This is a genomic window from Shewanella sp. GD03713 (assembly GCF_029843705.1).
In the GTDB taxonomy this organism is placed as follows: domain Bacteria; phylum Pseudomonadota; class Gammaproteobacteria; order Enterobacterales; family Shewanellaceae; genus Shewanella.
Window position 1 is genome coordinate 641,746 of sequence record NZ_JAOCIW010000001.1, and the last position, 22,405, is coordinate 664,150.

Genomic DNA, 22,405 nt, shown 5'->3' on the forward strand with positions numbered 1-22,405 from the left:
GCCACTTTTTTACTATGGGGACGACTGAGTGAGACTGCACAGTCACATAAGACGCACAATTTCGATATGGCTTGCCGCCGTATTGGTGTTGCTGTCTTTTGTTGCCTCAGCCCATAGTGTGACCCACCTTGATGATGGGGCAAAGACGCACTGTACCCTGTGCTTCCATCAACATCAGCTGAATAAAATTCTGCTCACCCAACCGCTTAAGCTCGATTTAGCGGTACAGCGGTTCGATGTCTGTGAATTTGTCTTACCCGTTAGCTTCTCCAAACACGTCAGTGTTTACCTAAGCCGCGCGCCACCTGTTCTCCGCTAAATCAACTTTTACATTTTAACTTATTGTATTTCTTGATGACTTGGATGAGTCATCGAGCGCTAGTTGTATTTTGGAGATATCATGACTGTTTTTAACAACCGAATTTCTTTGGTGGCTTTGGCGTGCGCATTTGCTTCACCGACGTTATTTGCCGCTGACTCAAGTTTAACCAATCCGGCGATCAGCGCAGTGCTGAATGGCTATTATCAAACGGCTGAGCGTCCATTGGCCGAAACCGCCGAAGGATTTGGTTTAGGCGAAACTGAGCTGGCGATGAGCGCCAACATCGACGACATGTTTTACGGCAAAGTGACCGCCGTTGTTGAGATGCACGACGGTGAAACTGAGCTGAATCTCGAAGAAGCCTTTATCCAAACTATGGCGATGCCAGCGGGGTTCTCAATTCGTGGCGGACGTTTCTTATCGGATATCGGTTATTTAAATAACCAACATTTGCACACGGATTCGTTCACCGACCGTCCTATTGCTTACCGTGCATTTTTTGGCGGCCATTACTTTGACGACGGTGTGCGCTTAAACTTTGTTGCTCCGACGGATCTGTATTGGACCTTAGGCGCCGAAGCCTTCAAGGGCGACAGCATGCGTGCTGCCGATGAACACGGCGAACGTGAGTTTAAAAATGTGGGCGTATACACCTTTTACACCAAAATTGGTGGTGACATTGGTGATAACAGTTCATGGCAGGCGGGCTTAAGTTACCTACGTAACGAAAATGGCCAAGTCACAGCCCATGAAGAGGGCGATGAGCACGAAGACGAAACCGCCGAGGAAGGCCATGACCACAGCCATGCGGCATCTTACACAGGTAAAAACACCTATGGTGCTGATTTTGTGTATAAATGGGCGCCAAATGGTAACTATAAATACCAAAACCTGACCCTGAGCGGCGAGTATTACCGTGTGACTGACTTTGTGCCGAGCGACCTTCATCCCGAAGATGCACCGAGCAAGGATTATCACCAAGGTTGGTATCTGAGCAGCGTATATCAATTCACGCCTAGCTGGTCTGCGGGTGTGCGTTACGGCGAGGTGGATACCCAAGAGCTCCATGGCGATCATTTCCATGGACAGAAGTTAAAGGAATCTGAGGTGAGTCTGGCGTGGCATTCGAGCCATTTCTCGACGGTACGTTTCCAGTACACCAATCAGAAGGGAACTAACTTCGATGGAATCGAAGACGACAATGTTTTCACTGTTCAATACATTATGTCTCTGGGGGCTCACGGTGCGCATCAATTCTAATTTTGTTAAAGCGGCCGCAGCGGCCCTGTCTTTCGCCTGTTCAGGCTTTGCCCATGCAGAACTGAATGTGTTTGCCTGTGAACCCGAATATGCCGCATTGGCAAAAGAGTTGGCTCCAAACGCCAGCATTTATTCGGCAACCACGGCCTTACAGGATCCGCATCAAGTGCAGGCGCGTCCGAGTTTGATCGCCAAAATGCGCCAAGCGGATCTGGTGATCTGTGCGGGCGCCGATTTAGAAATCGGTTGGCTGCCAATGCTGCAAATGAAGTCGGCTAACGCTAAGGTTCGTTCTACCGATCAGGGGCTGTTTTTCGCCGCCGATCAAATCGATACCTTAGATAAGTTAGCGAGTGTGGACCGTAGCATGGGGGATGTGCATGCTCAGGGAAATCCGCATATCCACTTCGATCCGACGCGTTTGCTAAGCGTCGCGAATGCGCTCAGCGCTAAGATGAGCCAACTCGACCCGAGTGAGGCGGCAAATTACCAAAAGGCATTAGCGGACTTTAGCACTCGTTGGCAGGCGGCGATCCCCCGCTGGGAAGAGCAGGCCAAAGCGTTAAAAGGCAAAAAGGTCATCGCCTATCACACCAGTTTTAGATATCTGTTCAACTGGTTGGGGATTGAACAAGCTGCTGATCTTGAGCCTAAACCCGGTCTGGCACCGACTAGCGGCCATTTAGCCAGTTTGCTGAGCCGCGCCGAGCAGGGCGATATTCTGGCGGTAGTTGTGGCGTCCTATCAGGATGAGCGTGGTGCTAAGTGGTTGGGTGAAAAGGCTAATCTACCTGTGCTTATGTTGCCAATGTCGGTAGGTGGCAATGATGCGAGTCAAGATCTCTTCAGCCTCTACGACAGCGCGATTGCCCTCTTAAACGGGGTGAAATAAGCCTATGTTGGATCTGGAACTGATGTCGATCCTGCTGCCAGCACTGGCAGCGGGGATCTTAGTGCTCTCAACGCATATTGTACTTGGAAAACAAGTGCTTAAGCGTGGGATTATCTTTATCGATTTAGCCATTGCGCAAGTCGCCGCGTTGGGGGCGATTGTGGCGCACATGGACCACAGGTTAGAAGAGATGCCATTTTCTAATGTGTGGATGCCAGCCTTATTCGCCCTTGCGGGGGCGGGTTTTATCGCTTGGTTATCTAAGCGGATGGCGGGTGAGCTAGAGGCGATGATAGGTTGCTTTTACGTGTTGTCGGCGGTGGCGGCCATGCTATTGCTGGCGAACGATCCCCACGGGGCTGAGCTGTTAAAGCAATTGATGTCGGGCCAGATCCTTTGGGTGAGTTGGTCGCAATTAGTGTTGCCGACTGTGGTTTATGCGGCTGTGTTAGCGGTGATTTTTCTGCGGCCACAGATCTTAAACGGTGCGGGATTCTATCTGCTATTTGCGCTAGTGATCACTTTGTCGGTAGAGCTGGTAGGGGTCTATTTAGTGTTTAGCACGCTTATTTTGCCTGCTCTTGCGCTCAACAAGTACCAAGGTAAGAACGGCCTATTTTACGCTTATCTGGTCGGCCTTATGGGTTACTTGCTGGGGCTGGTGCTCTCGGCAACGTTGGACTTACCGAGCGGCGCGGCAATTGTCGCGACTTTGGCCCTTAGTGCCTTGGTCTTCCGTTTAGGCTTAAGTCAAACCGCGGCAGTGCGCCAGGTCGCAAACTAGGTTTTTAGCTTAGCCGTTTAAGCTTAGATATTGATTTAAAAGCCCATCGTCGTGCATGATTGCGCGTGTATCGATGGGCTTTTGTTTGGATTGTTAGCAACTCAGCTTACAGATGTAAACATTATATTGAGTCCCTAGGGCTGGGTGGCTATACTGTCGCCACTTTCATCCTTGGAGTATGTCGTGCTGTTACTCGTCAGATCTGTGTTGTTGGCTGTGTCATTGTTACTCGCGTTTATTTTTGGTGGATTGGTCTGCTTGTTGCGGCCTCGTCACCGTGACAATGTACATATGTTCGCCAAGATCTTCTCATCCGTCGCCCCTATTCTAGGGCTTAAAGTCATAGTGCGTCGGCATAAAGAAATTCAGGATGGCCCTTATATCTTCTTGGGGAACCATCAAAATAACTTCGATCTGTTCACTCACACTAAAGCCGTGCCGAAAAGCACCGTCAGCTTAGGCAAAAAGAGCTTAGTGTGGATCCCGCTATTCGGGCAGATCTACTGGTTATCGGGCAATATTCTGATCGATAGGAAAAATCGCAACAGTGCCTTCGATACCATGGCTAAAACCGCCGAAAAGATTAAGCAGAACCGTTTATCTGTGTGGATTTTCCCTGAGGGTACCCGCTCACGTGGCCGCGGTTTACTCCCCTTTAAGGCTGGCGCCTTCCATACGGCGATTGCCGCTGGGGTGCCGATAGTGCCAGTGCTTGCCTCTTGTCAGAGCCATATTAATTTAAACCGTTGGGATAACGGGGTAGTGATCATTGAGATGATGGCGCCTATCCCGACCGAAGGATTAGACAAAGCCGATGTGAAGGCCTTTTCTGCCCAAGTGTATGAGACTATGTCAGCCAAATTTAACGAGATAAATCGTGAAGCGGCAACATTAATGGGTAAAACTCTCGAAGGTGATGACGTATAATAGCGCCAATTTGAGCCAGTTTTACCTTAACGGAGACAAATCCATGTCTATTGAAAGTCAATTAAAAGCCCAACTTGCCGAGAATCGTGACATAGTGCAAGCCCTGCTTGACGATGGCTCAGAGCCAGATGCGGAATACACCATTGAGCACCATTTCTCATCTAGCAACTTCGACCGCTTAGAAAAAGCCGCCGTTGATGCATTCAAACTCGGTTTTGAAGTCAACGACGCCGAAGAAATGGAGCTGGAAGATGGCTCAGTGATTTTCTGTTTTGATGCTATCGCTTACCACAAGTTGGAAGTGGCTTTACTGGACAAAGCGACCGAGCAGTTGCTGCAACTCGCGGCTAAACAGAAAGTGGATTACGACGGTTGGGGCACTTACTTCGTTGGTGACGATATCGACGATGAAGAAGGTGACGACGAAGAAGATGACGGTTTCCCGCACTAATTCGCGACCATTGAGATTTCAGTAACAAAAAGCCCATCATCGATGGGCTTTTTGGTTTTAGTAACCACTAGTTTGTGCGGTGTGCAGGACGCTACAGTTACGCCCCTTCTGCTTGGCTTCGTATAAGGCTTTGTCTGAGCAAGAAATCCAGCCAGAGCTACTGGTGATATGTTTGCCGATTTCACACACGCCTAGGCTTACTGTGACTTTTATCTTCAGCCCTTCGTACACTATGGTGGAGTCGGCAATTCTTTCCCGCAAACGCTCGGTAAAGTTGAGGGCATCGGCGCCACAAGTATTGGGCATGACCACTGCAAACTCCTCACCACCATAGCGGCCGACACAATCGGTCTCCCTTAATGAATGGCTTAGGATATGGGCGATATGCTGAATCACCTTATCACCCGCGACATGGCCGTAGGTATCGTTGATTCTTTTGAAATGGTCTATGTCTATCATGACCAAGCTCGACATCCCCGAATAACGGGCGTGGAGGTCAAACTCATGCTCTAAACATTGTTGCCAATGGCGGCGATTGTGGAGCTGTGTCAGGCCATCGGTCTGGCTAAGGCGTTCTAACTGCTCGTTGGCGGCCTTGAGCTGTAGCTTGTTGACGGCGATGTCGGTGACATCATAAATAATCACGCTGATATGGGTGATTTTTCCGGTTAATGAGGCTAGAGGCAACAGCGTCACGTTCTGGTACATAAAATCGGCCCGTCCGGTAATGGGGCGGTAGTTTTTAAACTGAAACACGTAGGGTCTTTGTTCCCAGCTGATAAAGGCTCGATTTTTCAGCATAAAAACCGATTCCATCTTTTGCTTTAACCAAGTCGCAGGCAGCTCAGGAAAACGGGTGAACAGGTTTTGCCCTTTAATCGAATTAGGGGATACGCCGCTATGATTTTCCATAAAGCCGTTCCACAGTTGGATATTATAATCGCGATCTAATACCACTAGACCCACTTCGATGGTTTGCACCATATCGATAAGCCAATGGAGTTCGTTCATTGCGCTTTGATCGTTTGACATAAGGTAAAATCCAACTGATTAATCGAGTAAATAACCGAGCTTATAACTGAGCGTCGGAATAGAGTCTTCGGTAAATAGCAGTAACAAATCGCATTGAACATTATGGTTTTCAATACGATAGTTAATTTCCATTGCTAAGGTTCTGTGCCATTTTTCCGAGTTATCATGGATAAGATCGTTCACCGTACAGTGGCGGCCTAGCACTACAGGGTGAGCCTGGCTGAACTTCATGTCGAGCTGCTCAGAGATCCCGTTTAGGAAGGCGCCAATCAATACGTTACCTGTGTCGATCAACACTTCAATCTCGGTGCTAATGTCCTCTGGATTGGCTAGCCCCATGAGTTTTGCCATGTCTTGAAAGCTCGAATCGTGGAATAGCAGCAGGGCTTCACCCGCCACGCCCGCACCAATAAATCCTTGGCAGAGGGCTGATACCGTGGAGCTTTCTTCTGTTGCTTTGAGCGCCATCGTCAGCTCACTGACTTCGAGCACGTTCACGTTTGGAATAGGTAAGAGGACAAAAACATCGAGAAGTTTGGCTAACAGATCGGCGGCGCGCCCCATAGCGACGTTGGCGATCTCTTGGCAGGCGTCACGCATATCGACTTTGATCATCGGCGTTTCTTCCGCCTGATCTTTCTGCGTTAGGGTGAGGATGCCGTATTCCTGCAGGATATTACTGATGGCGTCGGCACTGACGGGCTTTTGAATAAAATCCAATGCCCCTAAGGCTTTCACTCTTTCATGGGCTTTGATCTGAATATCACCCGAGACCACAATAATCAGCGCGGGGAGATCGTTTTGCTGCACGGTTTGCAGCACTTCATAACCATCCATGACTGGCATATTAAGGTCGAGGAAGACAACTTCGCCTTTACCTGCGCGAATGGCATCTAAACCCTCGGCGCCATTGGTAGCGTAGGTGATCTCGACATCCCATTCTTTCGGTAGGGTGCGAGCCATTTGTTTGCGCGCCATGGCGGAATCGTCACAGATGAGTACAGAGATTGTCATGCTGACTACTGATCCTTAATTGCCCATTTATTGAAGATAACACTAATTCTAAATCTTTGAATGACGAATTAAGCTCTTCGGGCAAGTTTGATTTATAACATCTATATGTAACCTATAGATTTTATTTGTTAATTCAATTTATTTATCTCACGAGCGCGAGGCGCTGGCAGTAAAAAGCCTTGGATAATTAAATCAAATTTCGCGAATTTGTCGTAAGCAGGGCATCGATTTTGGTGAATAGCTCGATGCTCAATCCTGCAATAGGCTGTTTCCCCACGGGACCCATCTCGACACTATTTTGCAAATTTGTGGGTAAGCAGCGCCGTTGGTGATGCAACCGATGTTCAGAGAAGATGACTCGTTAAAACGACAAGTTGCACCCATGGTTGAACATAAGGGGTTAATACTTTTGAGGTTCTCATGCTTCAGCGCAAGCCTAGCATACTCACCCAGTAAAACTTAATGACAGTCGACAGTATTTTGACGGATGTCAAAATTTAGGCTTATGTTACATCCTTTGGTGAATTATTCCAAACGTGTTAACATTTGTTCTGGCCTGACCAGTAACGGAATATTTCATGAGTGAGCCTTGTGTGCAAGTAAGGATTGAGGATGGCATTGCATATGTCCAGCTCAATCGACCAGAAAAATATAATGCAATTAATTATTTAATGTTTAGCCAGTTGGATAGAGCGATCAAACGTATTAAATCAAATTCGCAGATTCGACTGGTCATTTTATCTGGAGCTGGAGGCCATTTTAGCTCGGGGCTGGACGTAAAGAGCGTGATGTCGGCACCGATGCAAGCATTCAAATTGCTGTTTAAATGGCTGCCTGGCAATGCCAACTTAGCGCAGAGAGTCTCCCTTGGGTGGCAAGGTTTACCCGTGCCCGTCATCGCGGTGTTAGAAGGCTGCTGCTATGGCGGTGGCATGCAAATCGCATTAGGTGCTGATTTTAGAATAGCGAGCCCAGACAGCAAGTTATCTATTATGGAAGCCAAATGGGGACTCGTGCCGGACATGGCAGGCTTAGTGGCGCTGAGGCAAATAATGCCCAAGGATCAGGCGATGTTACTCAGCCTTACGGCCAAAGTGTTGTCGGGCGAAGAGGCGAGTCGCTTAGGGTTAGTGACTCAGCTAAGTGATCATCCGATGTTAAGCGCGCAGCAATTGGCTCAGGAGCTTCTCAATACTTCCCCCGATGCCGCGGCGGCGATCAAGTTGAGCATCAATCGTAGCTGGACGGCTTCGATTCGTGCACTTCTTTGCCGTGAGTCGTGGAGCCAAGTGAGACTGTTACTTGGTAAAAATCGCGCGATTGCGGCGACGCGTCAGCTAAAGGATCCCAACAAAGCCTATCAAGATCGCCAATCGGGTTGGTAGCAGCGTAACTCTATTTCGATAACGCCCCATAACGGATTACTTAAGCTTTAGAAAGGCTTGCACCTCAATTGGCGCCGCTCTTACGGGCGGCGAATCCCCTTATGGCGCTCAAACAGTTCTGCCATGCACTCTCGTTATCCAGATTTAATGCCAATGTCGTTTGCCGATAATTCGGCGCCTCTAACGTCACGGCGAGGCTTTTGCGTTGCTCCGCCGTTTCTAACGATGCGGGTTGACCATCGGGTGATTGAATATCGAGTATTGGCATAGTGAGCTTGGCCAGTTTTTCGGCAAGGGCTTGGTTACGCGCCTCATCTTCGCTGTAGGGGTTGATGACGATTAATACATCGGGATCGGCAATTTTCTTTTGGCTTAATAGACTTATCAATAATCCCGCACTTTGATCGGCGGTGATCAGCACCCGTTTACCGGGAAAGTCGGTGCCTACGCTGTCGAGCTGGGACATGCTTTTGACTAAAAAGTCTTCCTGCTCAAGCAAATGCTTATTGCTCTGCTCGGGTTTCACTTTTTGACTCGGTTTATTCGAAGGACTGCTTAACTGTGCCGCTCCTGCGGAGGTCACTTCGGTCGCCGGAGTGGCAAAGTTGGGTGCGGGCGGCTCTGTGGGCGGGGTAAGGCTTAAACTGGCCCAGCCAGCAGCATTGATATTACGTCTGACAAAAGCCATTAATCCGGGCGCATCGGCGGTGCCATTGGTGGCGGGTAAGATAATCGCGGCGCCGAGTTTTTTGCGGCCTTCCCATGAACGAACTAAAAGTTCGAGCGGTTGATCATCTATGGTGATCTGCTTGATTTCACTCGCGGGTAAATAACTGCTTGTTCTTTTTGCCACAGCTTGCCCATTGGGCGCTTTGCTCGCTTGGTTCGTCTCGGCGTTCTGGGGAGTCGTCTTTGGCGCCTGAGCATTAGATTCTGGCGCCTGCGGGCTGGATTCTGGTGCAGATTCAGGAGCCTGAGTACTTGTTTCTGGCGCCTGAGTATTGGGGTCTGGCGCTTGAGTGCTGGGATCGGCGGCGAATAAGCTCGCACTGGCGAGAGCTATGGTTAGGCTCAATACCGAGGGGATAATACGCGCCATAGAATTGATAACCACCAGTGTAGTCTCATAAATTCAATTAGCTAGAGTATAACCTGAAGCGGCGTAGCAGAAGCAATTTTTGCTTGAGCTCGTGACGGCGACCGCGCACAGCAGTGCCTAGGCCCTGCCCACAGCCCACTGCCATACTTATCGTGAAGAGAAAATAAAAACGCCCAGTATTTGCTGGGCGTTTGCATATTCGCTTAAGCGAGCCTAAGGAGGTTCTTGCTTACCGTTATTACGGATTAGACATGGCTAACCAAAACCATACGAATCGCGTCGAGCTGTAGCTGACTTGCGTCGAGGTAAGTGCTCAGTTCCTGCATTTGATTACGCAAGTATTCCAACTCTTCCTCACGGATATTCGGGTTAACCGCTTTCAAGGACTCTAAACGGTCTAATTCGCCCGTCAGTTGGCTGGTCATTTTCTCACGCGCCTGCGCCACTAACTCGTTCACTGCGGCTTGGGCATATTCTTCACCCTTAGCAAATAACGGATGCAGAATCGGTTGGGATGCTGTGACTAACTTGCTACCAATATGGCGGTTAACCGCGCTTAACTGTTTGTCAAAGCTGGTGTAATCCACCTTAGCAGATAAATCGTTGCCGTTTTTATCCAGCAGTACGCGGATAGGTGTTGGTGGCAGATAACGATATAACTGGCTCGATTTAGGTGCCGAGGCATCCGCCATGTAGATCAGTTCTAAGAACAGGGTGCCTGCGGGTAAGGCTTTGTTTTTCAAAATCGCGACGCTCGTCGTGCCAGTGTCAGAGCCGGTGATCAGATCTAAGCCTGTCTGCACTAACGGGTGCTCTTGGGTGATCAGGGCGATATCGTCACGGGAGAGCGCGGTATCACGGTCAAAGGTGACCGTCACGCCATCATCGTGCAGACCCGGATAGGTTGGGAACATCATGTGTTCGCTTGGACGCAGAATGATAGAGTTTTCACCTTTATCTTCTTGATCGACACCGATAATGTCCCACAAGCGGATCACCGAACCAATAAGCTTAGTGTCCTGATCGCTTTGGGCTAAACGCTCGACAATCGCCTTGGCCTTATCGCCACCGTGGGAGTTGATTTCCAGCAGCTTATCGCGGCCTTGCTCCATAGCGTGTTTCAGTTCTTTGTAACGGCTTTGAGTGTGGTTGAGCAGATTGGTTAGCTCATCTTCATCCCCGCCGACGAGAACATTCAACAGATCTTCGGCAAATTCACTGTACAGCACATGGCCACTTGGACAGGTCAGCTCGAAGGCATTCAGACCTTGGTGATACCAGTTGAGCAGACGCTCCTGCGCCGTATCTTGCAGATAAGGTAGGTGAATTTGGATATCGTTCTTTTGACCGATACGGTCTAAACGGCCGATACGTTGCTCTAATAAATCTGGGTTCAATGGCAGATCGAACAGCACTAAGTGGCTGGCGAATTGGAAGTTACGACCTTCGGAGCCGATTTCAGAACAGATCAGCGCTTGGGCGCCGCCTTCTTCTTGGGCGAAGTAGGCTCCCGCCTTGTCGCGCTCGATGATCGACATGCCTTCGTGGAAAACGGTGGCTTGAATGCCTTCACGGGTACGCAGGGCTTCTTCTAAGCTCAGGGCGGTATCGGCGCCACTGGCGATGATCAACACTTTCTTGCTGCGGTGCGACTTTAAAAACTCGATTAACCAATCCACGCGAGGATCGAACTTCCACCAACTGGCGCTGTTATCTTCAAATTCTTGGTAGAGTTTTTCAGGGCTTAGGGCTTGCGCCGCTTTCGCTTCTAAGCTCTTACGGCCACCCATCATCTCATTCACGCGGGCAGCGGTAAGATACTGCTCAGGCATTGCATGGGGATAGGCGTTGAAAATACGTTTCGGGAAGCCTTTTACCGAGGCGCGGCTGTTGCGATAAAGCACGCGACCAGTGCCGTGGCGGTCGAGCAACTCTTGCAGCAGTTCGCTGCGGGCCGCTTGTTGCAACTCGCTGTCGATATCTTCGGCTTGAATTAAACGAATGCTCGGCGCTATGTCTTTCTCGCTGAGTAATTCGGTGAGGCTGTTGATGGCTGCATCGGATAATTTTCCGTTGCCCGCTAAGGCTTCGGCGGCAACGGCGACATCTTTGTAGCTGTTTTCTTCGGCGAGGAAGGCATCGTAGTCGTAGAAACGATCTGGGTCGAGTAGGCGCAGGCGCGCAAAGTGGCTCTCATGGCCGAGTTGATCCGGCGTGGCCGTTAATAACAATACGCCAGGCACTACTTCGCTCAATGCTTCAACCACTTGGTAGGCACGGCTCGGGGCTTCTTCGGTCCACTCTAAGTGGTGAGCCTCGTCGACGACCAGCAGATCCCAGTCGGCATCGAGTGCTTGGTCGAGACGTTTCTTTTTACGCAGTAATTCGAGGGAACAAATCACTAACTGCTCGGTGTAGAAAGGATTGTCATGGTCGGCAAAGGCCTCGACACAACGGTCTTCATCAAATACTGAGAAGCGCAGGTTAAAGCGGCGCAGCATTTCCACTAACCACTGATGGCGCAGGGTATCCGGCACAATAATCAGTACCCGCTCGGCGCGGCCAGTGAGCAGTTGTTGATGGATAATCAGACCCGCTTCGATGGTTTTACCCAAACCCACTTCGTCGGCCAGCAATACACGCGGCGCATAACGGCGACCCACTTCATGGGCAATCCACATCTGGTGGGGGATAAGGCCGACGCGTGGACCTTGTAAGCCGAGTAAATCTGAGGTCGCCAGTTGATGACGCAGTAACTGGCATTGGTAACGAATACCGAAACGGTCTAGGCGGTCAATCTGACCAGCAAACAGGCGATCTTGCGGTTTGTTAAAGCGAATGTTGTGGTTTAACAGGGTCTCGCGCAGGCTGACTTTCTCACCTGTTTCGCTGTGGATACCGTGGTAGACGACGAGGCCGTCTTTTTCGGTGAGTTCTTCAACCGAGAGGCTCCAGCCTTCATGGCTTTCAACCGTATCGCCAGGGTTGTATATGACACGGGTCAGGGGGGCTTCGTTGCGCGAGAACATGCGGTTCTCACCAGTCGCAGGGAATAACACTGTGACCATACGGCCTTCAACTTGTACGACTGTTCCTAAACCAAGCTCTGACTCGGTATCACTTATCCAACGTTGTCCTAAGGCAAACGGCATCTTAAATTCTCATCTCTGGGCGGACTCTAACAAAGGGCGCGTATGTTATATCAATACTAGGGATATTTGAATCGCCCTCTCACCCGTTAGAGCCTAATTCCCCACACACTAGATTACAAATTGAACAGTGAAGAAAATTCTCTGTAGTCGTACGATGATTTGTCATGCTACTGTCATATCGAGGGACCTACACTGCCCTCGAGTCACCGACTTAAACACAGGTTCATTCGGTTGGCATTCAGAGAGAATGGTGCCAATATTAGTTTAAGCCGCTAGCCGTCTTTATTAAGTAGAGGCTTGAACTTTAAGATCATTCTTTAGCTCGCCAACTGACATAGGAGCCATATCCACTCACCGGGAAAGAGATGTAGCATAAAAACAATCGAGCACTCTGGAGGCGCCATGGAACAAGACGACAGAAAGTTGTTTGTACTGGATACCAATGTGTTACTACATGAACCTTTGGCGATCTATTCGTTTAAAGAGCACGATGTGGTCATTCCGATGACAGTGCTAGAAGAGCTAGACCAGATTAAAGATCGAAAGAGTGATGTGAGTCGGGATGCTAGGGTTGCCATACGGGCGCTGGAAGATACCCTAGGCGGTGATACAACACCGGAACAAATCATTAATGGTGTCCCTTTACCGAGTCGAGAAGGGCATGCCGATGCGATAGGGGCGCTGTCTATTTTCCCTGACCATCTTGTCGATTTTACCTTAGGCGCCCTGCCGGGGGATGGCAACGATAACCGCATTATCAATACCGCTCTGCACCTGCAAAACCTCCACCATCCACGTACCGTGGTGTTAGTTACCAAAGATATCAATATGCGTCTGAAGGCCAAGGGCGCGGGCATTCAATTGGTTGAGGATTATCGAACCGACCAGCTGATCGATGATATTCGTTTCCTCAGCAAGGGCTTTTATCAATTCGAAGGGAATTTTTGGGAGCATTTAAACAAGGTATCCACCGAGCGCCATGGTCGTCATACGATTCACGAAGTCCCACTGAAAGATTTAGACAACGAACCCTTCTACATTAATCAATACCTGATTGATACCGAATCTGATTTTTGTGGCCGCGTCACCGAGCGTAGCGATACCCATCTGCATATTTTAGATCTGGGCCGTGAGCGCTTAAAAAACCTCGAGGCGTGGGGCGTTAAACCTAAGAATGTTTACCAAGGTATGGCGTTGCAGGCGCTGCTCGATCCCGATATCGATCTGGTGATCTTAACGGGGCCAGCCGGTTGCGGTAAAACCTTATTAGCAATGGCGGCGGCATTGGAGCTGGTGGTGGAGCGTAATCGTTACGATAAGGTAATTGTGACTCGTAATACGCCAGAAATTGCCGAGTCCATCGGCTTTTTACCCGGCACCGAAGAAGAGAAGATGATGCCATGGCTGGCGGCGATTACCGATACCTTAGAAGTGCTGCATAAGAATGATGTGAATCCGACTGGCAGTTTGAACTACATCATGGAGAAGGCGAATATCCAATTTAAGTCGATCAACTTTATGCGCGGCCGCTCGATCCAAAACTCCATCGTGCTCTTGGATGAATGTCAAAACTTGACGGCGTCGCAGATCAAAACCATGATCACTCGGATGGGAGAAGGCACAAAATTGATTTGTTGCGGTAACTTAGCGCAGATCGATTCGAACTATCTCACCGCAGTGACCTCGGGGTTAACCTACATAGTCGAACGCTTTAAAGACTTTGAAGGCAGTGCCAACTTGTACTTGAATGGGGTGGTGCGTTCACGCTTGGCCGAATACGCCGAAGAACATCTCTAACTATTTACTTTATTGTTACAAAAGGTCTCACTCGTGGGACCTTTGTTTTTACGCATTTCTATGATTTTTCAATTAACTAATCATAGACTTTGACAGCCTTCGTACGGCAATTATTTGATGCGACGCGAGGTTTCTTCCTGCTAATATATGAAGCCATAAATGTACTCAGTCACTTTTGCCACCGATGGCTAAAATCAAGCGCTGCAATCAAGGGTAGTGGATGAAATCGAGTGAGCCGGATCTCCAATTAAAATCGCCGATCCAAAAGAACTATAACCGCGCCGTTTTTTATACCTATATCGGCGTGATTGTCCTGTCGTTGCTGACGGCGTGGATGTTTTTCGATCGCCAGAAAACCCAGCAGATGGAGCAGCGCGAAGAGCAGGTTGAGCGTCACGTATTGCAAATCGACTTGCTGTTGGAGTCGAGCATCCGCGCGGTCAAGAGTCTGCGGGATGTGGCCGTGGATCACCTGCGCTTAGGTGAGCTAGTGCGTAAGGATCGTTTACCGCAATACGGCAAATTTAACGAGAGTGGTCAGTATTTTACCTTAGAGCCTAACTACGCAAAGGGCGGTAAACCTTTTACCAACATGGGGCGGATCACTGGCGCAGGCTCCCTCGATGGCCGCAGCGATAAGTTCTACCAAGAGCTGGAAATGCTGTTCGAGTTGTCGCTGTCTTTCCCCGTCGCTAAGGAAGCCGCGCCTAAAGCCTCGGCGATTTATTATTTATCCCGCCAGCGGATGATGTCCTACTTCCCTTGGACCAACGGCGACCAGCGTTTTAGGGATGAGCTACTCAATAAGAAACAATTCCAATACGCCACCCCGGCGATGAACCCGCAGCGCAGCGTGTTTTGGAGTGAGGCCTATGTCGATTCGACGGGCAAAGGCTTGCTGACCACCTTAGGTGTGCCCGTTTATCTCGATGATGAGTTTATGGGCTCAATTAACCTCGATATGACCTTGGCCTCATTGGCGCGGCAAATTCGGGTGTACTTCAAAATGCCTGGGACTGTGATCTTGCTCGATCAGCAGAACAATATTTTGTCCCACAGCGACTTCGATGGCTCAGATATCAATCGGGTATATCACATCAGTCAGCGTATTCCGTCTGAGCTGCATTCGCTCCCCGAGTCCGAATTGTTCGATGCCCACGAAGGGATTATTCGCAACGGTTACTATATTCACTCGGTTGCGCTGCATAACGCGCCGTGGCGCTTGTTGTATCTGCAGAATGAAGACGACCTGTTCCAAGATTCGGTCGAAAAACTGCAGCTGACCTTTATCCTCGTAGTGATCGCCCTGTCGGTGCTGGTGACCATAGTGCACTGGCAAACGCGCCGCTCCTTCGTGAGCCCAGCATCGCGGCTGTTGTCGCACTTAGAGGGCTGTTCCCAAGAGCCACGTAAACCGCCAGAAAAAATCACTCCGGGGTGGGAACCTTGGTTCCTGCTGGTGAGCCGCATCTTTGAGGAAAACAAGCAATACACTCATCATTTGGCCGAGCAGAATAAGCGACTCGACAAACTGGTCGCGCGCCGCACTGAACGGTTAAAAGATGCGACCGAGCGCCGCGAGCGGGAATATGCGTTGTTGCGCTCCTTACTCGACTCCATCCCAGAAGCCATTGTCTTTAAAGATAAAGAAGGCAATTACCTCGGCTGTAACAAGGCCGCCGAGCGGATGCTGGGTTACACCGAAAGCGAGATGATTGGTCTGTCGTCGGAGGATTTAACCTCGCCGGAGATGGGCATTCGTATTCGCGCCGAGGATGAGCAGATCTTAAAAGATCGCACGCCGCTGCGTTATCAAGAGAAAGTCGAGTTAGCCGGCAAACCTGTGTTGCTCGACACCCTGAAACTGCCTTTCTATAACCGTCGTGGCGAGCTGCAAGGCTTAATTGCCGTGTGGCGCGATGTCACGCGTGAGTACGAGTCCGCCGAGCAGTTACGCCTGTCGGAGGAGCGTTACCATTTAGCGATGGACGCGGTGGAAGACGGTCTGTGGGACTGGTATCTGGATTCAGAGCATATTATTTGCAACCCATCCTATTATTCGATGCTGGGCTATAAACCCAATGAATTCCCTGCGTTAGTGTCGGCTATCGACCAGCTGACGCATCCCGACGATAGGATTCGGGTCGAAGAATACCGTAATCAGTATCTACAAAATCCCGTCGATGCCTATGAGATCGAGTTTAGGATTTTAGGCAAAAACGGCAGTTATCACTGGGTGCTTTCCCGCGGCCGGGTGGTGGAATTTACCGCCGATGGTCAGCCTAAGCGTATGGTCGGTACCCACAAGGACATCACGCGCCATAAGAGTAACGAAGTGGCACTGCTGGAGGCGAAGCAGGACGCGGAACTGGCGAACCTGTATAAGAGTGAGTTCTTGGCCAACATGAGCCACGAAATCCGCACGCCTATGAACGCCATTATCGGCATGTTGCAGTTAGCGCAGCGCACCTCGTTGACGGCTCAGCAGAAGGATTACCTCGAAAAAGCCGGATTCTCGGCGCAGTCGTTACTGCGGATTATTAACGATATTCTCGACTTCTCTAAGATTGAGGCGGGTAAATTAGAGCTGGAGCGGGTGCCGTTCCCACTGGATAAAGTGCTCGATCATGCCCTCGATCTCAACGCGCTTAAGGCGCAGGAGCAAGGCGTCGAGTTATTATTGTATGCGCCAGTGACGGCAGGCCTCATTCTTAAGGGCGACCCGCTGCGCTTAGGCCAAGTGCTGATTAACCTGTTATCGAACGCGGTGAAGTTTACTCAATCCGGTGAGATTGAACTGGGCTGCGAAGATGTGGGCGAGCGCGACCATCGGATTACCTTAAAATTCTGGGTGCGCGATACGGGGATTGGGATCAGTAAAGATCAACAGGAAAAACTGTTCGATGCCTTTGCCCAAGCCGATGGCTCGACGACCCGTAAGTACGGTGGCACGGGATTAGGTTTATCGATCAGTAAGCATTTGGTCTCCATGATGGGTGGCAAGATGCAGGTGCAGAGTGAGTTAGGTGTTGGCAGTACCTTCAGCTTTACCATCAGCTTTGAAATTGCCGAAGAAGCCAAGGTTGAGCCCTTAGTGGTGCCTGAAAAACTCAATAATTTACGCACACTTGTGGTGGATGATAACCCGACGGCACTGCAAATTTACTCAGCGTTGATGCGCGATTTCCACTTCGAGGTGGATACGGCAGCAAGCGGCGCCGAGGCGCTGTATAAGTTGTCGCGGGATCCTATCGATTTATTGTTGCTCGATTGGATGATGCCAGAGATGGATGGTGGCGATGTGATCAGCGCCATCGATACCATGGTGGCCGAAGGCCGTATCGCGAAACGCCCCATTATCATCATGATGACCGCCTATGCGGCGGAACCTTTACAGCACGAAGTCGACAGTGCCAATGTGTTTGCCGTGTTGCAAAAACCCTTTAAGGCATCGAGTCTGTTCGATGAGATCATCGCCGCCTTTGCCGATGAGCCAAGGCTTAATGTGGTGCAGCCTATTGATGAAGTGCCTGTCGAAGAGGGCGAACACACAGGGCTTGTGCTCTTGGTGGAAGATAACTTTATCAACCAACAGGTGGCGACTGAGCTGCTAAAGAGCGCAGGATACGAAGTCGTTGTTGCAGGGAATGGCCAAATTGCCCTCGATATTATCGACTCTCGCCCCTTCGATGCGGTATTAATGGATATTCAAATGCCAGTGATGGACGGGTTAACCGCGGCGCGGGCACTGCGTGAACGCTTTAGTGCCGACGTGCTGCCTATTATCGCTATGACGGCCCATGCGATGTCGGGCGATCGAGAAAAGAGTCTCGCGGCAGGGATGAATGCCCATATTACTAAGCCGATAGTGTTAACTGAACTGTTTGAAACCTTATCGCATTGGATAAAACATAAGAATAATCATCATTAATTGTTTGCCCGGGGCCAATGATGGCCCCGCGTGGTTCACTTATTGTGTAACATGACCATGTAGACAGCCTAATCAGGAGGAAAGATGAAACCCCATAGCCTAGCCCTCGCCATCCTACTCTTAGGTTTACCCGCGCTGAGCGTCGCCGCGGATCTGCCGAGCACTAAAGTCGTTAAGCAGAGCCAAGCCGCTAAGGGATTTCTTAATCTTTACTATGAGCCAAGCGAGGGAGAGTTATACCTCGAGGTGAGCCGTTTAAATCAGCCTTTTTTATTGGTGACTAGCTTGCCTGAAGGGGTCGGTTCTAACGATATCGGTCTCGACCGTGGTCAATTAGGTCAAACCCGCATGGTGCAGTTTGAGCGCCAAGGTCCCTATATTCAACTTAAGCAACTGAATACCCAGTATCGCGCTAATACCCAAGATGCCGCCGAAAAGCGCGCCGTGGATGAGGCCTTTGCCGATTCGGTATTGTGGCAGGGTAAGTTACTCGATGGTAAGCCAGATATGGTGGCTATTAGTAAGTTGGTACTCAATGATCTGCATGGCGTCGCGGATGCTCTCCTGCATCGCGGGCAGGGGAATTATCGCCTCGATTTAACCCGCTCGGCGATTTTACCCGCCGGGGTGAAATCCTTTGAAAAGAATAGTGATGTGGATGTGCAGCTTACCTTTAAAGCCGATGCGGCGGGTGAGCAAGTGGCTAAGGTGACGCCCGATGGCACCTTAATGTCGGTGCGGATGCGCTACTCCTTTGTCGAGCTGCCCGATGAGGGCTATCAACCCCGCGCTTATCATCCTATGAGCGGCTATTTATCCGATGAGTATCGCGACTATGCCACACCGTTTTCGGCGCCATTGGTGCAGCGGTTTATTTTGCGCCACCGCCTGCAAAAGGTGAATCCTGGACCTGCACCGAGCGAAGTAGTCAAGCCCATCACCTATTACCTCGACCCAGGTGTGCCAGAGCCAATCCGCTCGGCGCTACTCGATGGCGCACGCTGGTGGGAGAGTGCGTTTACCCAAGCGGGATTTATCAACGGCTTTAAGGTTGAACTCTTGCCGCCCGATGCCGATCCGCAGGATATTCGCTACAACATGATCCAGTGGGTACACCGCGCCACGCGCGGATGGTCCTACGGCGCGGCGCTAACCGATCCGCGTACTGGCGAAATCATCAAAGGCCAAGTGACCTTAGGTAGCTTGCGAGTGCGCCAAGATTACTTGATTGCCAAAGGCTTAACTGCAGGCTGGCGTGATAGAAGCGCCGCCGAGCAAGCGGCTAATGACTTAGCCTTAGCACGTATTCGCCAACTTGCCGCCCATGAGGTCGGCCATACCTTAGGCTTAGATCATAACTTTGCCGCCTCGACAAATCAGGACGCCTCAGTGATGGATTATCCCCATCCTAGGATTATGCTGAAAGGCAATGACATTGATATATCAGCACCTTATGGTGTAGGTGTCGGGCCATGGGATAACTTTGCTATCGCTTACGGCTATAGCGATGAAGGCGATGCCACGGCGCAGAAGGCGCTGCAAAATCAGTTACTGGCCGAAGTGGCTCGAAAAGGGCTGCGCTATATTGGCGAAGCCGATTCGCGCCAAGCGGATGCCAGCCAAGCCTATGCGAGTTTGTGGGACAGCGGTGACGACCCTATCGCGCAGCTATTGGATTTGAATCGTATTCGCGCTAAGGCGATTGAAGGCTTTAGCAGCACAGCCCTGTTGCCGGGCGAGCCACAGGGTGAATTAGCCGATGCCTTTGTGCCTATCTATTTGCTTAACCGTTATCAAATCGATGCGGTCACTAAGTTTATTGGCGGCACTGACTATAACTATCTGTCTATCGGTGAGGGGAGTCGCTGGAGCTACATTGCGCCTCAGTTACAATTGTCGGCCCTCGATGCGCTGCTCAGCACCTTAGATGCGGCCAGTTTAACGGTTCCGCAAACCTTACTCGATACGCTGGTGCCTAAAGCGGGCAATTATCAAGCGACGCGGGAGTCCTTCGAGTCAGGGCTTGGGGTGGTGAGCGATCCCCTCGGTATGGCGGAAGTGTTAGCGCGCCATACTGTGGGTCAGTTATTAATGCCACAGCGCTTAAATCGCGTCAGCCAAGGGGCAATGGCTGATAATGAACAGCTCTCGGTTGAAACTTTACTCAATAAGTTGTTTGCCGCGACCCTTTATCAAGAAGATAAGCTCGCTCTGATTGAAGGTGTGTGGATGCGGGTGAATGCGGTGGTGATTGATGAACTCTTGTCTGCGTATCACAATCCGCAAACCTCAGCAGAGGTGAAGGCGGCAATTTACGAGCGCGCCCAATTCGTGATTAAACAGCTTAAAGCCAAAGCGAATCGGGCGAATGCTAAGGTGGCCTCCCACTACACTTGGTTGCAACAGGGGCTGAGTGCAGGACTCACTGATGCCAACAGCAAACTGATCCCTAAACCCTTGAAACTGCCGCCGGGTTCACCTATCTAAGCTTGGTTTTCAGCATCATAGGCGCTAACGAGGTGATTCGTTATGCGCCTATTTCTTTTGGGTTTCTAGGATAAAAATGTTCGGCTTTACGCTCAATATGGGTAAAGCGGCGAGTATTTTTATAGGGCAGTTTCATAAAGCCCGAGACCCCATGGCCTTGAATTTTACCAACATAATGCAAAATGCGGTCGAGGCTAGCGCGAAACGCCGCCTGTTTACGTGGATTGAGCAGTTTTAAGTAGCTGTGGATCTTTAAGTGATTCGGCAGCGCCTCGAAAATGATGCAGCCCGTGTGGTGGATTTGGTTGATACGCGCCAATTCCTCCATGATTTCACTCGGTAATTCGAGGTTTTCATCCGGATCCTTACCGTCTTCAAAGTAAGAGTGCAGCCGCGATTTATCTTCGAGGGTCGGCACATCTCCGACTTCGAAGGGCAGTTGGAGATCGGCGCTGGCGACAAAGGGTTCGCTGGTGTTTTCGCGCTCGATATGCAACGTGTCCCTAGCGTTAAAGAAGCAGGCCTTAAACACCCCGATACGCTTAATTCCCCGCGCGAGTGTCACCATATTATTAACGGCGATGATGAGGGCACTCTTTTGTTTAGCATCGTAGATGGCGAGGTTGGAGTCGATAAACACGCCTGTTTCCTGCCAATGAATGGCAAGGCCGCCAACGATAGGGTATTGACCGAGTCGCCCCACGGCGGCGATAAAGCCCTTTTCGGTATCGCCCATGCCGGCTAAGAAGTTGCGATAGTATTTTTCGAGCTGAATGTCATCCATCTTAGCGATGGGATCCTGCGCGTTATGTTCCTTTAAAAAGGATTTACGCGAGCTGTAACTGACGGTTTCGACATCTTTTTCGCGGGATTGCACCCAGACAGGGATTTCGCCCATCAGTTCAGCTTTTGGCAATTCAGGTAAATGCAATCTATGGCTGTGGCGCATACTTTTGAGAAAATAATCCCCCGCCAGATTGCGCTGCACGGCATCAATACTGAGCATGCCTTCCAAGGTGCGTGCCAACTCCATGGGTAAGCCTATGCTGGTGGGCGGGATCACCTGCGCGCCGAAGCGACTTGCCTGTCCAGAGGCCAAGGCATACAAGGTCGCTGCTACGCCTTGCTCGTCGAAACGCGGGCTGGAGAGCGCGCCATTTAGCTGTTCTTCACCGATAAAATACACGTCCCCCATGCGGGCATTGGTGTGCTGCTGATCGCTCGACATCAACGTCATCACATTGTCTTCGACGGCCTTGTTATATTCATCCCGTTGCGCAAATACGGCCGAGCCCCAGTCGATTAAGGATAAATGTTGGCTTTCAATATCATAGACAAGGTTCGAGGGCTTAATGTCGCCATGCACTAAGGGTTTTCCCGTTCGCAGATAGTAGAGAATATCGGCCAGTTGGCGGGCAATACTCATCACCATGGCAGGGGGCAGGGCGCCTAAACGGCGACAAAGCTGCTCGAGATCTTCGCCCTTAGCACGCTCCATCACTAAGATCCCTTGTTTGCCGACCCGCTCAAATTTGATCGCTCCCGGAATGTTGGGGTGTTTGAGTAAGGACAGCATAAAGGCTTCTTCCTCTAAGCGATCTTGAATATGCTGTGGCAGATTAATTCTTGAGAATTTAAACACATGGGCTTCGTTGGCCTGATTAATCCCCGCAAACACAAAGCCGTAAGCCCCCTTACCGATAAACTCAATGTCGCGATAACCCAACTTACTTAACTGTTGTTTACATAAACGGATCCACGCCTTGTGTTTACGGGCATCGTTGGCTTTGAGCAAGTAAATAGATTGCTCTTCGGAAATGTAAAAATGTTGTAATTGGGGTGTTTGCAATGCGCGACTCCTTGTTTTGGTTA

At 50.3% G+C, this 22,405-nt stretch carries 15 protein-coding genes; 10 read left to right on the top strand and 5 right to left on the bottom strand.

Features of this window, described 5'->3' with window-relative positions; all coding sequences use genetic code 11:
• The first annotated feature begins 28 nt into the window (after positions 1–28).
• The 6 genes from N5E87_RS02885 to rraB all read left to right on the top strand — a co-directional run bounded on the left by N5E87_RS02885 (position 29) and on the right by rraB (position 4,636).
• A complete protein-coding gene (locus N5E87_RS02885) occupies positions 29–319 on the top strand; it encodes an ABC-type zinc uptake system zinc chaperone (RefSeq protein ID WP_086902952.1) in 291 nt (96 codons plus the stop codon).
• Positions 320–400: 81 nt separating this feature from the next.
• The gene (locus N5E87_RS02890) at positions 401–1,582 is read left to right on the top strand and encodes a membrane protein (protein ID WP_011715763.1); all 1,182 of its coding nucleotides are present in this window, start codon (positions 401–403) and stop codon (positions 1,580–1,582) included.
• The gene (locus tag N5E87_RS02895; protein ID WP_086902951.1) at positions 1,566–2,474 is read left to right on the top strand and encodes a zinc ABC transporter substrate-binding protein; all 909 of its coding nucleotides are present in this window, start codon (positions 1,566–1,568) and stop codon (positions 2,472–2,474) included. The genes N5E87_RS02890 and N5E87_RS02895 overlap by 17 nt, the downstream gene beginning before the upstream one ends.
• 4 nt (positions 2,475–2,478) lie before the next feature.
• The gene (locus N5E87_RS02900; RefSeq protein WP_086902950.1) at positions 2,479–3,258 is read left to right on the top strand and encodes a metal ABC transporter permease; all 780 of its coding nucleotides are present in this window, start codon (positions 2,479–2,481) and stop codon (positions 3,256–3,258) included.
• 183 nt (positions 3,259–3,441) lie between these two features.
• Positions 3,442–4,185 carry a 1-acylglycerol-3-phosphate O-acyltransferase gene (locus tag N5E87_RS02905; protein WP_041412535.1) on the top strand — a complete coding sequence of 248 codons (744 nt, stop codon included), beginning with the start codon at positions 3,442–3,444 and terminating at the stop codon, positions 4,183–4,185.
• Between the two features lie 43 nt (positions 4,186–4,228).
• Entirely contained in the window at positions 4,229–4,636 is a 408-nt protein-coding gene (gene rraB / locus N5E87_RS02910) for a ribonuclease E inhibitor RraB (protein ID WP_011715766.1), read from the top strand.
• Positions 4,637–4,693: 57 nt separating this feature from the next.
• On the opposite strand, the gene N5E87_RS02915 is transcribed toward rraB, so the two are convergent.
• Together N5E87_RS02915 and N5E87_RS02920 are read right to left on the bottom strand one after the other, a co-directional pair.
• Complete coding sequence (locus N5E87_RS02915) at positions 4,694–5,668, bottom strand: sensor domain-containing diguanylate cyclase (RefSeq protein ID WP_011621373.1); 975 nt, start codon at positions 5,666–5,668, stop codon at positions 4,694–4,696.
• Positions 5,669–5,686: 18 nt separating this feature from the next.
• Positions 5,687–6,682, bottom strand: a complete 996-nt coding sequence (locus tag N5E87_RS02920) for a response regulator (RefSeq protein WP_011621374.1) — start codon at positions 6,680–6,682, stop codon at positions 5,687–5,689.
• Positions 6,683–7,260: 578 nt separating this feature from the next.
• Here N5E87_RS02920 and N5E87_RS02925 point away from each other — a divergent pair.
• Positions 7,261–8,067, top strand: coding sequence for a crotonase/enoyl-CoA hydratase family protein (locus N5E87_RS02925; RefSeq protein WP_086902949.1), 807 nt, complete (start codon positions 7,261–7,263; stop codon positions 8,065–8,067).
• A gap of 64 nt (positions 8,068–8,131) precedes the next feature.
• Here N5E87_RS02925 and N5E87_RS02930 read toward each other — a convergent pair whose 3' ends face one another.
• Positions 8,132–9,166 (bottom strand): DUF3530 family protein, encoded by a 1,035-nt coding sequence (locus N5E87_RS02930; protein ID WP_086902948.1) that lies wholly within the window; start codon positions 9,164–9,166, stop codon positions 8,132–8,134.
• Between the two features lie 245 nt (positions 9,167–9,411).
• The gene (gene rapA, locus N5E87_RS02935; protein WP_086902947.1) at positions 9,412–12,318 is read right to left on the bottom strand and encodes an RNA polymerase-associated protein RapA; all 2,907 of its coding nucleotides are present in this window, start codon (positions 12,316–12,318) and stop codon (positions 9,412–9,414) included.
• Positions 12,319–12,720: 402 nt separating this feature from the next.
• Here rapA and N5E87_RS02940 point away from each other — a divergent pair, with 402 nt between their 5' ends.
• The 3 genes from N5E87_RS02940 to N5E87_RS02950 all read left to right on the top strand — a co-directional run bounded on the left by N5E87_RS02940 (position 12,721) and on the right by N5E87_RS02950 (position 20,533).
• Positions 12,721–14,115: a PhoH family protein gene (locus N5E87_RS02940; protein ID WP_011627270.1), complete on the top strand. Its 1,395-nt coding sequence runs from the start codon at positions 12,721–12,723 to the stop codon at positions 14,113–14,115.
• 220 nt (positions 14,116–14,335) lie between these two features.
• On the top strand, positions 14,336–18,046 hold the full coding sequence (locus N5E87_RS02945; protein ID WP_011621379.1) for a response regulator: 3,711 nt from the start codon (positions 14,336–14,338) through the stop codon (positions 18,044–18,046).
• Positions 18,047–18,130: 84 nt separating this feature from the next.
• A complete protein-coding gene (locus tag N5E87_RS02950; RefSeq protein WP_086902946.1) occupies positions 18,131–20,533 on the top strand; it encodes a zinc-dependent metalloprotease in 2,403 nt (800 codons plus the stop codon).
• A gap of 40 nt (positions 20,534–20,573) precedes the next feature.
• Here N5E87_RS02950 and N5E87_RS02955 read toward each other — a convergent pair whose 3' ends face one another.
• Positions 20,574–22,382: a protein kinase gene (locus N5E87_RS02955; protein WP_086902945.1), complete on the bottom strand. Its 1,809-nt coding sequence runs from the start codon at positions 22,380–22,382 to the stop codon at positions 20,574–20,576.
• Positions 22,383–22,405 lie beyond the last annotated feature (23 nt).